This window comes from Agrobacterium sp. ST15.16.024, assembly GCF_027956545.1.
Lineage (GTDB): Bacteria > Pseudomonadota > Alphaproteobacteria > Rhizobiales > Rhizobiaceae > Agrobacterium > Agrobacterium cucumeris.
On the sequence record NZ_JAQKGO010000005.1, the window covers coordinates 150,247 to 162,617 of the forward strand.

Annotated in this window: 12 protein-coding genes; 3 read left to right on the plus strand and 9 right to left on the minus strand. The window is 58.2% G+C overall.

Translation table 11 applies throughout. The features are described 5' to 3' along the window. Positions 1 to 49: 49 nt before the first annotated feature. The 7 genes from PL640_RS17130 to PL640_RS17160 form a co-directional block, all read right to left on the minus strand. Positions 50 to 1,045: a glycosyltransferase family 2 protein gene (locus PL640_RS17130; RefSeq protein WP_271362761.1), complete on the minus strand. Its 996-nt coding sequence runs from the start codon at positions 1,043 to 1,045 to the stop codon at positions 50 to 52. Next, the gene (locus PL640_RS17135; protein WP_271362763.1) at positions 1,045 to 1,989 is read right to left on the minus strand and encodes a glycosyltransferase; all 945 of its coding nucleotides are present in this window, start codon (positions 1,987 to 1,989) and stop codon (positions 1,045 to 1,047) included. The genes PL640_RS17130 and PL640_RS17135 overlap by 1 nt, the downstream gene beginning before the upstream one ends. Beyond that, positions 1,986 to 2,984 (minus strand): glycosyltransferase family 2 protein, encoded by a 999-nt coding sequence (locus tag PL640_RS17140; RefSeq protein ID WP_271362765.1) that lies wholly within the window; start codon positions 2,982 to 2,984, stop codon positions 1,986 to 1,988. Before PL640_RS17140 ends, PL640_RS17135 begins: the two co-directional genes overlap by 4 nt. A gap of 17 nt (positions 2,985 to 3,001) precedes the next feature. Further along, a complete protein-coding gene (locus PL640_RS17145) occupies positions 3,002 to 4,183 on the minus strand; it encodes a glycosyl transferase family 1 (protein ID WP_271362767.1) in 1,182 nt (393 codons plus the stop codon). A gap of 80 nt (positions 4,184 to 4,263) precedes the next feature. After that, positions 4,264 to 5,055 (minus strand): family 16 glycosylhydrolase, encoded by a 792-nt coding sequence (locus PL640_RS17150; protein ID WP_271362768.1) that lies wholly within the window; start codon positions 5,053 to 5,055, stop codon positions 4,264 to 4,266. Positions 5,056 to 5,059: 4 nt separating this feature from the next. Next, positions 5,060 to 6,169, minus strand: coding sequence for an acyltransferase family protein (locus tag PL640_RS17155; protein WP_271362852.1), 1,110 nt, complete (start codon positions 6,167 to 6,169; stop codon positions 5,060 to 5,062). 410 nt (positions 6,170 to 6,579) lie between these two features. Then, positions 6,580 to 8,058, minus strand: a complete 1,479-nt coding sequence (locus PL640_RS17160) for a lipopolysaccharide biosynthesis protein (protein ID WP_271362770.1) — start codon at positions 8,056 to 8,058, stop codon at positions 6,580 to 6,582. Positions 8,059 to 8,177: 119 nt separating this feature from the next. Here PL640_RS17160 and PL640_RS17165 point away from each other — a divergent pair, with 119 nt between their 5' ends. Together PL640_RS17165 and PL640_RS17170 are read left to right on the plus strand one after the other, a co-directional pair. Beyond that, positions 8,178 to 9,143: a glycosyltransferase family A protein gene (locus PL640_RS17165; protein ID WP_271362771.1), complete on the plus strand. Its 966-nt coding sequence runs from the start codon at positions 8,178 to 8,180 to the stop codon at positions 9,141 to 9,143. A 51-nt stretch (positions 9,144 to 9,194) separates the two neighbouring features. Further along, a complete protein-coding gene (locus tag PL640_RS17170) occupies positions 9,195 to 10,148 on the plus strand; it encodes a polysaccharide pyruvyl transferase family protein (protein WP_271362772.1) in 954 nt (317 codons plus the stop codon). Positions 10,149 to 10,339: 191 nt separating this feature from the next. On the opposite strand, the gene PL640_RS17175 is transcribed toward PL640_RS17170, so the two are convergent. Beyond that, positions 10,340 to 11,332 carry a glycosyltransferase family 2 protein gene (locus tag PL640_RS17175; protein WP_269701602.1) on the minus strand — a complete coding sequence of 331 codons (993 nt, stop codon included), beginning with the start codon at positions 11,330 to 11,332 and terminating at the stop codon, positions 10,340 to 10,342. 109 nt (positions 11,333 to 11,441) lie between these two features. Beyond that, positions 11,442 to 11,720, minus strand: coding sequence for an exopolysaccharide production repressor protein (locus PL640_RS17180; protein ID WP_142842614.1), 279 nt, complete (start codon positions 11,718 to 11,720; stop codon positions 11,442 to 11,444). Between the two features lie 339 nt (positions 11,721 to 12,059). On the opposite strand from PL640_RS17180, the gene PL640_RS17185 reads away from it, so the two are divergent. Beyond that, positions 12,060 to 12,326 carry a DUF6074 family protein gene (locus PL640_RS17185; protein ID WP_271362773.1) on the plus strand — a complete coding sequence of 89 codons (267 nt, stop codon included), beginning with the start codon at positions 12,060 to 12,062 and terminating at the stop codon, positions 12,324 to 12,326. Positions 12,327 to 12,371 lie beyond the last annotated feature (45 nt).

Below are 12,371 nucleotides of genomic sequence, written 5' to 3' on the forward strand. Positions count from 1 at the left end.
GGTTTGATCTGTCCCCAGTCCCCGCGCAGATTTCGTCCACGCGCAAATTTCACGAAATCTGTCTTTTCACCCCAGTATTTGCCGCGGGCGCAAACATCGCGTCCCGCAGCCTCCTCAGCCGCACTGCAATCGGCATTCGCAAATGCCCCAGCACGGCAGGATCCCTTATCGTGGTCTTCAAGGCACCGAGTACCGAACGGCTCTTGATGTTTTCCACCAATGTCAAAAAATTATGTGCCAGCTGCAGGCTGCGGGCTCTCGCCTGCTGCGCATCCATGGCGGCCGGCAGCAAAGTGTAATGGCTCAGGAATTCCTGATCCGCCCGCATCATCGCTTCGACGTGATGAAGTTCGAGCACGCGCGAAATCGAGCCTTCGCGGATATTGTAGATGTAACCCGGTTTGGGTTCGATGACGCAGAGACCACCGGCGGCGAGCGCTGAGGCGAGCAGGATATAATCCTCGCCAATGCGGATATCCTCGCGGAAGCGCAATTCCTCGTTATTGAGGAAATCGCGCCGGAACATCGGCTTCATGTAGCCGAAGTTAAAAGTGGCGCGGAACAGGATGTTGGAGGAAATGAAGTCCTCAAGGGTGAGAACCGCCCGTTCCTCCAGAAACTCTTCCGGAAACATCGTCTCCATCGGCCTGCCATCGGTATAGACGACATCGAGATTATCGACCGCAATCGCCGCACCTGCGGCTTCCGCCCGGCACATCATGCAGGCGGAACGCTCCGGGCGAATGACATCGTCGGAATCGAGCACCGCGATCCAGCGTCCGGTCGCGGCTTCGATGCCGGCATTGCGGGCACCGCCCGGTCCGAGATTTTCGGCAAGAGCAAGCAGGCGGACACGCAGGTCGATGACGGCGATACCTTCCACGAGTGCAATGGTGTCATCGGTGGAACGGTCGTCGACGACGATCACTTCCAGCGTCACACCCTGCTGGCCGAGCGCGCTTTGAATGGCGGCTTCGATCGTATCGGCGGCATTATAGGCGGCGATGACGAAGCTGATATCGGGCGACGGGGCAAGGTTCTCCATCAGGTCGCCTCCACCGCGCCATATTGGCGGATTTCGCGCACGCCGAAGGTGCCGCTCACTGAGCCCATATGCAGCGCGCCACGCAGTGCATAACGGTTGCGGCGAACGGCGTTAAAGCTGTTCAACGCGGCGAAGACGGCGCAATAGACCACTTTCGAACCTGCCTTCAGCACCTGAACCACACGGCGTGCACCGGGTTTCTTTTCAGCCAGCACCCGGCCATGGGTCTGGCCGGAGCGAAAGCGGCGTTTGGCAAGCCACATGAAACTTGCGCGATTTTCCGGCACCGGCTCCGACAGCGTGGCATCGTCCGCAAAGACGATACGGCCGCCGGCGGCGTGAAGATGCGAGAAGAAATGGGTGTCTTCGCCACCGCTCTGGCCGAGCGCCAGCGCGAAGCGCCGGCCTTTCACCGAGGGCGCATCCATCTTAAGCAGCGTGTTGCAGGTATAACCGGTGATGATCTCGCCATTAACCCAGACCGGAACCGTGGAGTGGAAATCACCGCGTTTCATCCAGCCCGGCGCGTTTTCGCGGTAGACGGCCGTCACCGGGCCGAGAACGGTTTCCGCACCGGTTTCATCGGCCTTTTCCAGAAGGGCGGAGAGCCAATGCGGCGGGGCGGTTTCGTCATCGTCGATAAAGGCGAGATAATCCGCCTTGCATTCCGACAGGCAGGCATTGCGGGCAATCGAAATATTCGACTTCGGGCAATGCACATAGGTGATCTCGAAGGGGGCGGTTTCGCGCAGCCGATCGACGCTTGCCCTGGCGCTCGGCTCCTCATCATTATCCGCGACAATCAGCCGAACTGTCACGCCTTCCGGCACATCGAGCTCGAAGAGTGACAGAAGTGTGGCGACGAGTGCCGGGCGTCTGTAGGTGCAGATGCCGATATCGACGGTTTTCGAATCATCTGGGCGGGTGACGGTGTTGTCGGTCATGAGACAGCCTTTCTTCCCCGGAATTTCAGGAGTTCCAGCCAGAAGCCGGTGGACCAGGCCAGATGCATCACCATCGCCGAAAAGGCGGCGAGCGGGCCGTATGGGTTTTTCTGACCTATTGCCATCCACAAGCCATAACCGACACATGCGGCGATCCAGAGGCCAAGCGGAATAAGTGCGGCCCAGTGCACAAGCGACAGCAAGGCAAAGATGAAGACCGGCAGTACGGCCAGCGGAATCATCTGGCGGATTTTCGGGATGGAACGATGTTTCAACAGGTTCTTCGCCCGGCCGCGGCCATAGGCAAGATATTGCCGGAACAGCGGCATGATGCTGGCGCGCGGATAATAGGTCATACGGGTCTTGTCGGTCATCCAGATGCGGAAACCAGATTTGCGCAGCCGGAAATCCAGCTCGGCATCCTCATTGTGGCTGAAGCTCTCATCATAACCGCCGACGGCATCGAAAGCGGCAATCCGCATCAGCGCGTGGTGGCCATGGTCTATCCAGTGGCCTTTGGCACCTTCGCGGTGCTTGGAGCCGCCATTGCCGAGCTTGGAATTCTGGGCGATGGCCGTCGCCTTCTGGAACAGGCCGTGGCCGACCGTATCCATGGCGACGACGACGGAATCCGCACCGATGCGCTCCGCATCCTCGATCAGCCGCTGGCAATAATCATCGGGATAATCGCCATGGGCGTCGATGCGAATGAGATAGTCGAAATCTTCGCCGAAGGTGGCAACGGCAAGGTTGATACCGGCGCTCTGGATGCGCTTCGGATTGGCAAGCAGCGTGACGCGCTCGTCCTTTGCCGCAAAGGCGGTGACGATATCGCGTGTTCCATCCGTGCTGCCGCCATCGGCAACCACGATGCGGAAAAGCCGACCGTTCATTGCGACGGTGAACTTGTTGAGCAGCCCTTCGATCGTAGTTGCCTCGTTGAGGCAGGGAATGACGATCAATGTTCTGATGTTGGAATTGCCACGACCTTCCATGATTTGCCCCCCACGCATTACACGGGTGAAAACTGCGCTTCACGGGCATGGCCGGAGGCGGATTTGGCAAGTGAAGACAAGTGCTGGACCAGCTGACGGCAATCGTCGCGGTCGGTGAGCCATTGTTTGCTGTCTATTGCCGAGAGGGTGTCGAAGGCGTCCGCGTAAGTTTGCGGCGTCATCTGGCCGAACAGGGCGGCGAGGTTGTCCGGATGTGCATTCTGCAGGACGAAGCCGATATCGCGCCTGTCGATGAAGCGGGCGGTTTCCGTACCGGCAAGCGCAATCGGCAGGGTGCCATAAAGGCAGCCTTCGTAAAGCCGGTTGGGCAGCAGCCAGCTGGAATTCTGGCCTTCCTCGAAAAAGTCTATCGCCCAGGTGAACTGCACCTCGTTATAGATGGCGGCAAGGTCTTCGGGGTTCTTGTAAGACCCATGGAAATGCACATGCGGAGCGGCAGCCACGAAGCCGTCGAAATCTGAAAATTCCGAATAGGCCGGCCGGCCGCGCAGGATGATTTCGACCCTGCCATCCATGCGCTTCGCGAATTCGGCAAGGATTTCGAGCGATTTGCGGCAGCGAAGCGCGCCGAACCAGCCGATTTTCCATGGCTCACCCGGGGCGGGCGGGCGCGGTTGCGGCGTGGCGGCAACGGTGGCGTCAAGCGCCAGCACCTTGTTTTCCTGCAGCAGCACGGGAAGATTAAGACCGGAAACCGGCTTGAAATAATGCTCCACGAAAGCCGGGGAACTCGTCACCAGCAGTTTGGCGTCGCGGGCGAAATAACGCTGCGCGGCATTCAGCATCTGTCCAGGCTTGCCCTTGTTGAGAAGCAGGCGGTGAATGTCGAGACATTCATAAACCAGCGCCGGCTGCCGGGCATAGATCGACATGGCGCGTTTTGCCAGCGCCAGCATTTCCAGGTTTCTGGCGAGAATGACATCGGGCGTGGGGATATCGTGCAGGGTTTTGCCCAGCGAAAGGCTGGCTTTCGCCACCGCTGCCATGCGCTGCAGAAATTGCCCGTCGGCGGTTTCTCCAAGCACAACGGGTACGACACCTTCAATCTCTGCCAGCCGGTTCTGTCCGCGCCGGAAGCCGGCCAGCGTGACGCGCGCCCCACCCGCAAGCAGGGTCAGAACCCGCCGGCGAATGGCGGGGTCCGACAGATCATGCGCGAAATATAGAACATGGGTCATGCAAGGGTCCGGTTGGTTCATGCGTCAGAGACGCAGCAGATTCCGTTTGGTTCAAAAAAGCGGATCGATAAAAAATGCCGTCAGTTAAGGGCGCAGGCGATGGATTCCGGGAACTGACATTTGTCGCCGAGCGCGGTGAAGGCAAAACGATCAACGACCATCTGCGTCGCGCCGGAATAGGAAAACTTGCCCATCCAGTCCTTCAGCGTGTCAGTGCCCCACAGGCTGAAGAAAATCTTCTGGGCGTTTTGCGGGATTTTCGTCTCGTCGGTCACTTCATGGACGAGCTTGCCGTTGACGTAATAACGCAGGCGCTGCGGCTCCCAGACGAAGGCGTAATCGTTGAAACCGGCATCGGCTCCGCCTTCCACCGGCACCAGCTTCTCATTGCCGCCCTTGGCGGAAATATACTGGTTCAGCTGTACCTGGCCCGTATTCCTGCCCAGCACCTCGAAGTCGATTTCGTCATGCGGCTTTTTATCGGTCGGGCCGATATAGGTGAAGAAGGCCGAGTTCAGGCCCGAGCCGGTGGCAGCCTTCATGCGGGCCTCATAGGTGCCATAGCGATAACGGCCCTTGGTCTGGATTTCACCGCAGGCGAAATTGCGCTCGCCGGCCTTGGCTTCCTCGAAACCAAGCGTGAGCTGGCCGTTTTCCACCGTCGCCAGCTTCTTCGACCAGGTGCAGTTCTGATGCGCGCCATTGTTCCAGCCATCGGAGACGTACCAGAAGCTTCTGTCCATCTGGTCGAAGTTCTCGATGAAGGACGTGCCGTTGCCTTCCTGTGCATGAAGCGGCGCTGCGAAAGCCGTGGCCGAGAGGGCTGCGGCGAGAAGAATGCGTGTCTGAACGCGGGTGACAAATGTTGTCATTGGTTCACCTCTGTCGTTGCGAATAAAGTGTTTCGGATGTGGGCGGGCCGATGATGGCGCCCCGTTTTGCCGTAAAATCGGCTTTCGGCTTGGGTTTGCCGTTGCGGCTTCCCGTCAATACGCCATAGACGGCCGGCAGGTATTTGCGGGTCTGTGCGTTGCTGACCACCAGAATGGCAAAGGCCGACAGCGTCGCGCTGATATAGAAGGCGGGATAGAAATCCGGCCCGCCCCTGTTCCACACCATCCACATGATGACGAGCAACGGATAGTGAGCGCAGAATATCCAGAAGCTCAGGCTGCCGGTCTCGGCAAGCCGCTGGCCAAGCCGGCTGCGGATCAGTATCGAGGAAGAGACCCAGAAACCGAGCGCGCCGAAGACGGCCAAAAGATTGCGCGACATGTTGAGCCAGAAGGTGAATTCCGGGCCGGTGAAATAAAGGCCGGTGGCCAGCATGGCCGAAGCGGCAAAGGTCAGCGCCATGATCGGCACGGCGTAAGGATCGAGCGCCTTGACGTCGACCCGGTGCAGCGCAAGTGCAATGCCGAGCGAGAAACTGAAAAGGATGGATTTCTTCTGGACGATGAAGATCGTCAAATCAGGCATGGCGGTGATGATGAGCAGGATCGCCAGCGTCGGCAGCGCGAAACGGCGCATCAGAAAGGCAAGCACCGGCGACAGCAGGATGCAGATAAAGAGATCACGCAGGAAATATAGCGGCACGTTGACCGGCAGCTCTTCAAGCGCCGTTCCGTGACTGATGATTTCCCGCGGGCTGGCATTCCACAGATCAGGGAAATAGCCGACGCCAAGGTCGAACAGCTGGATAAGCAGCACGGCGGCAAACAGTGCGCCATTCCACAGAAGGAAGGGCAGCAGCACGGTTTTCGACTTGGAGCGGATCGTCGCCGGATAATCGAAACCGCTCATGCCGCGGCGAAACAGCAGATAACCGGAAATGGCGCTGAGACAGGGCACGCCAATGCGAAACAGCGCGTCGCCCAAAAAAACCCGCAGCCAGTCGAAGAAGCCATAAAGGCCAAGAAATGGGCTGGTTTCGGCATCGTGCGGCACATGAACGAACACGATTCCTGAAATCAACAATATGCGCATCAAATTGATACGGGAGGATAGGTTCTGATCGACAGTCACATCAGTCACCCCTATTGGGCGGCGTCTCCCCACGCCGCGTTGCAACCAGAGCGAACTTAAGCCCGCACTGGAAAGTCTGGTTTCGACTTTGGGATAAAATGTGGCGACGCGGGAAAAACACAAGATTAGATTTTGCGGGTGATTGTCTGGCCTTAGCGCTATTTCTGCGGCCGAGAAAAATCAAAGTACTGAAATAAATAGAGTTTTTTAAAAATCACGCATCGTTAAAAATCGCTGAAGCGTGTGAATTTGTCATTTGTCGTGATGTTGCGCTGCAAAAAGAGGGGCGGCGCCACCTTGTCGAGTTCGATGAAATCACCGTGACAAGGTGGCTTAACGGCGGAAATGAGGCGCGTTTTTTCGCGAGATTTCTAACCTTGGGTTGCGGCACCCCGCATGCGCCGCGATTTCACCATCCCTAGAATTTTCCCCAGCAGCGCGCGTTCCGTCAACAGGATCAGCACCGCATAGATGACGCCGCCGACGGCCGCGCCGACGAGAACCTGAAGGGTGGCGCTTGGAATGCGGTCTGCAAGCATATGAAGCAGATAATGCACCGAAACCGCCATGATCAACGCTGCGATCATTGGCCTGCTGCTGACATAGAGGCCGCGGAGAAACGGCGTGTCGCTCGCCTTGAACACCGCCCAGGAGTAGGCGACCAGCGTCGCCGCATTGACGATGCAGAGCCACACCATGGCATCTATCAGCGTGCCATAAATCGCGGCGAGCCAGACGGCTAGCGTGGTCACGATGGCGCGGAGCGTCGCAGACCAGAACAGCACACGGCCGTAACCCGCACCCTTCAAATACGGGATGAAGGTGCTGCACGGCGTCAGAATGGCCTTTGACAGGGCCAAAAGCCCGAGAACCGGCCAGGCATAGGCCCAGTTTTGCCCGAAGATGACCAGCATGGCCGGTTCGGCCACTGCCCAGAGGCCGAACATCATCGGCGCAAGCAGCACGGTCAGCACCTGCGTGCTGAACATCAGGGCGTCGCGACGGCGCTGCGGATCGTCCATCATTCGGCTGAAGGCGGGAAACAAAACCCCCATGACGGCGGATAGCACCACCTGATTGGGAATGCTGGCAAAGCGGTTGGAGGCGGAATAGGCGCCGGCATCGGCAAGGCCAAGATGCCGGGCGATCACCACCATCGGCGACTGGAAGGTGACGAAGTTGGCGATTTCCGACCCCATCAGGCCGGAGCTGAAGCCGAGCAGCGGCACCAGACGGCGCGGTTTCATGACGAAGCGCGGGCAATAACGGGAAACGGCATAAAGCCCGACAAGCCGGATGAGGGCAGCTGCGAAAAGCTGGATGATGAGCGCCCAGACCCCGAAGCCAAGAAGCGCCAGAGCCACCGCGACCACCGCCGCGATGCTTTCCGACGCCATGCTCCACAGCGCGTCCTTGCTGAAGTTCATGCGCCGGGCAAGCAACGAATAGGCGACATCACCGGCCAGCTGCAGTGGAATGAGAAAGGCCATGATGCGCAGGAGATAGGCGCTCTCCACTGCGCCCAGCAGGCCGCCGAAAAATTCCGCGAAGATGTAAAGCACAGCAGCCATGGTGCAGGAAATCGCCAGATTGGCCCAGAAGACGGTATGGATCGTATCCATATCCTCTTCTTTTTCGACGATCAGCGCCGATGTCAGCCCGGCGCCGGCAATCATGGTCAGGAACTGTACAACCGTAAGTCCTACCGCAACGACGCCGAATTCTTCCGGGGAAAGCAGTCTTGCGAGAATGGGGACCGTGACAAACTTAAGCCCGAATGTCCCTGTTTTTGACAGGACGCTCCACCCCACATTGGTGGTGATGGTCTTTACATTTGGAGCTGGGGGCATACAAGCATCCTGTTTCTGGAGGCCGGCGGGGAGGATCGCCGGTTGGGAGTTGCCGATACCATCGGGGCCGCTTTTAGGATCGGGCCCGACACTTCTTGATCAACGCAAGGGGCGAAACAATGGCAAGATTTACTGTCGTCATTCCCTATTACCAAAAGCAGCACGGAATTCTTGGACGTGCACTCGCATCGGTTTTTGCGCAGACTTACCAGGATTTCGATCTTGTCATCGTCGATGACGAATCGCCATATCCGATCGAAAGCGAACTTGCGGAACTTTCGCAGGGTGAGAAAGACCGGATTCTTGTCATTAAGCAGGCCAATGGCGGGCCTGGCGGCGCGCGCAATACCGGTCTCGACAATGTGCCTGCTGGTAGCGACTACGTCGCTTTTCTCGATTCCGACGATATCTGGACGCCCGATCATCTGCAGAATGCTGCCTTCGCGCTTGAGACCTATCGCGGCGAGTGCTACTGGGCATCGATGCAGGCAAGTGACGAGTTTTATTACCATTTTGCCATTTCGGAACTGGAAAAGAACGAAGGTGCGGCAAGGCTTTCCGAGAAGCCGCTGGTGATCGAACTACCGGATCTCGCAAGCGTCATGCTGCGCAACTGGAGTTTCCTGCACCTCTCCTGCATGGTGATCGGCCGTCCGCTGTTTGAAAAGATACGCTTCGATCCGGCGCTGAGACTGGCCGCGGAAGATGTGCTGTTTTTCTGCGATTGCATCCTTGCATCGAAGCGGACGCTTCTATGTGACGATGCCGGTGCGATGCGCGGCATGGGCGTCAATATCTTCCACAGCATCGACAATACCTCGCCGGAATTTCTGCGTCAGCAGTTCAATACCTGGGTGGCGCTCGACACTCTGGAGGGACGTTTTTCCCGTCGGCCGGCCGATGTGGCGTCGATCGCTTCCTATAAAAACACGGCCCGTAAACAGGCGCTGTGGAGCCAGGCGGGCAATCTGAAACGGCGCAAATTTCCCGAGTTCGGGCTGCTCCTGAAGTGGGCAATGCGCGATCCCGCACTTCTTCGGGCCGCTTTTGAGCTCGGCGCAGGAAAAATCGTTCGCACAAGATGAGCGAATTCTCGCCTGCAAGAATTTATATGTTTTTCACCCAGGAGTGACTTCATGAAACCTTACCACTGGGAATCGCATCATGGCAATTTCGGTGACGATCTCAATCTGTGGCTGTGGGATTTTCTGCTTCCAGGCCTGCGCGATGTGCATGACGATGTGATGCTCGTCGGCGTCGGCACCGTTCTCAACGACACCCTGTTGCCGGCAAAGCAGCGCAAGCTGGTGATCGGCAGCGGTTATGGTTATGGCGCGGTGCCGGATACGGGCACCGGGTTCTGGGATATTCGCTGCGTGCGCGGCGAAAAAACCGCCGCCAAGCTCGGGCTTTCGCCGGAAATGGGCATCGTCGATCCCGCCGTCATGGTCACCGAGATGCCGGACTTCAAAGGCCTGCCGAAAATCCACAAGAAGACCTTCGTTCCCCATTGGGAATCGGCGGAATTTGGCATGTGGGAAACGGTGTGCGAACCGGCGGGGCTGACCTATCTCGACCCGCGCGGCGAGGCGAAGGCGGTCATCCGTGCCATTGCCCAGTCGGAATTCATCGTCGCCGAATCCATGCATGGCGCAATCCTTGCCGATGCCTTCCGCGTGCCATGGGTGGCGGTCAGCACATCTCCCTCGATCAACAGCTTCAAATGGAGCGATTGGGCAGGCACCGTCGGCGTGGAATATCAGCCGCGTTACGTACCGGTTTCCACCCGTGCCGAGGCGGCAAAAAAGGGCTCGCGCTTCTGGGGCATGAATTTTCCGCCGCCGCCAGCCCCTGTTATTGCCGAGACCGGCCCAGTTTCGGCGCATGAGGGTGATGTGCTGGTGCGGCCGCAGGAAACGCAATCGCTGTCGCTGCGCAAACTGGCAAAGCAGGTGCTGGCCGCACCTTCCACCCTGGCGCTCTGGCAGGCAAGCCGGGCGGAGCCGCGTCTGAGCCCGGATGGCAGGCTGGAAGAACGCAAGGAGCGTTTTTCCGCCGTGCTGGAAACAATCAAGCGGGATTATCTCTAGGGGCGAAAGCACCGGATGGGGTAAAATTTGCCTGGAAGAGAGGTCACCGACCTCTCCGCCGTCATCCTCGGGCTTGTCCCGAGGATCCGCAGCCGACCGATTTTATGCGACGTGATTAGATCCTCGGGACAGGCCCGAGGATGACGTCAGAGTATTGAGCGCGGTGTTGCCCAATCCAGTCCATTCTTCCCTCACGAAACCGGCGTGCCATCCAGAAGATATCGCACATCCCGCACCGGCTGCGACGGCTTGCGGAAACGCGCGGTCTTGTCGGTCAGGATACCGCGCGTGATGGCGGGCAGGGCAGGCAGACGCGCAAGCGCGTGGGTCAGCGCGCCGCCCATGCCTTTCTGCTTTTTCGCATCGAGAAAATGGCGAAGCTCGAATTTGGCGCGGATATGTTTTTCATGTTCTCGAAGGATCGCGGCCTCATCGGCGGACAGCCTGCAGCCGGCAAGGATGGCCCTGTCCGCCTCGTATAAGCGGCGAAGGTCCTCGGTGCTGTGACGTCCGCTCAGCGAATTGCCGCGCACGATTGCGCCGTAACCGCAATGGCGGATGACCTTGTAACGCGCACCGGCGGCAAGCGCGCGAACGTAAAGCTCGTAATCTTCGCCCAGCCGCAGGGCCTCGTCGTAGCGCAGCGCATGTTTGTCGAGAAAGTCGCGGCGTATCACCGGTTTCAGGAAACCCGTCTCTCCGCGCTCCACGCCGGGTCTGGAAATATTGCCTTCCACGAATTCCGCAAGCGACAGAAACCGGGCCTCAGGTTCAAAGCGCGCCGGCTGCATTGAGGATGCGCCCGGAACCGATTGCTGGATGAAGGCGATATTGTCGGCGACCAGATCCCAGTCGTCATCGGCCAGCATGGCGGTGAAACGGCCTCTGAAAAAGAAGTCGTCCGCATCGAGAATGCTGATAAGCGGCGCAGAGGAAATCGAGATCGCATGGTTGCGGGCAGCGGAAGGTCCGCGATTGACGTCGAAGCGCACCACCCGCAAGCGACCGGTACCGTCATCGGCCGCATGTGCGACATCGCTTGTCGTATCGGTAGAACCATCGTCGATTACCACCACTTCGCCGACCTCCGGCTCCACAAGCGCGGAGCGGATGGCGATATCGATCGTTTCGGAGGCATTTTTCGCAGCGATGATGACGCAAACGGGCTGTGAACCACTCACCATGGGATGTCCTTATGCTTTGACGACCGTCAGGATTTGGCCAGCAGAAAGTGTCAGGGATATGGATGCAAGCGATATTTTTGCGACGCAACAAAAGCCGATGTTTGAAAGCTCACATATCGCTCAGTTTCGCGCCATGCGGCGGGGCGCTTTTGGCTGTCTCGGCCGTCATGGTTTCAGCGCTGCGATCATGCGCGAATGTCTCACGCAACCGGCGCTTTTCGCGGGCGACCAGAACCAGAATTACAATAAAATAACCGACTTGCAGAAGGACGGCGCAGATGAGGGTCTGGATGAACGCCGTATAGAACGACCCGTGAATGAAATATGTAGCAACCGCAAAGGTAAGCAATGCACCGATCATGCTGAAAAAGACACGAGGTGCATACATGGTGCTCTCCTCCCGAGAACGATTTCTCCGTTTTTGGCTGCGCTGCGGCATTTTTTTTCTTTGCAAGAAATATACGATGAGACTGGTGTTGTTTCAACACACATATACTTCTTCTATCTGGCGCAGCATGAAATTTCGGTAATCTTGATTGGTAAATTCCTTGGTAATCGATGATTTCCCTCTGTCGGGTCTGTTTTGAAACCCGGTTTCTGGCTTCGGACAGGCATAGAATCGCTCTTTGACCGGCTATTGCGGGCTGTCGCCGCCGCCCTGCAGACTTCGTTAACCATCTCGCCTTTAAAAAGTCGGTATTGATTCCTCGAAGAGCAGGGTGCCCGCGTGACGACGAGTTCAGAAGTAATCGCCTTTCCGGCAAAGAACCGCATTGCCGACGTAAAACGGTGTGCAGCCATGCTTGACCGTCTGCATGGTGTGGAGGCGAATGATTTCTGGCGCAGGGAGTGCCGTGAGCTGGCCGCCTATCTGACGGGATTAGGCTATGAGGACGCCGCCATGCGGCGCGAGGTCATGGAATTTCAAAACGCGGTGCAGGCCGAATTGTGGTCGGGCGATGCTGCCCCCGAGGCGCGTCGCGACAGCCATTGAGGCTTTGATTTTCTCATGAAAAAGCCGGCGGGTGCTGTGCTCCGC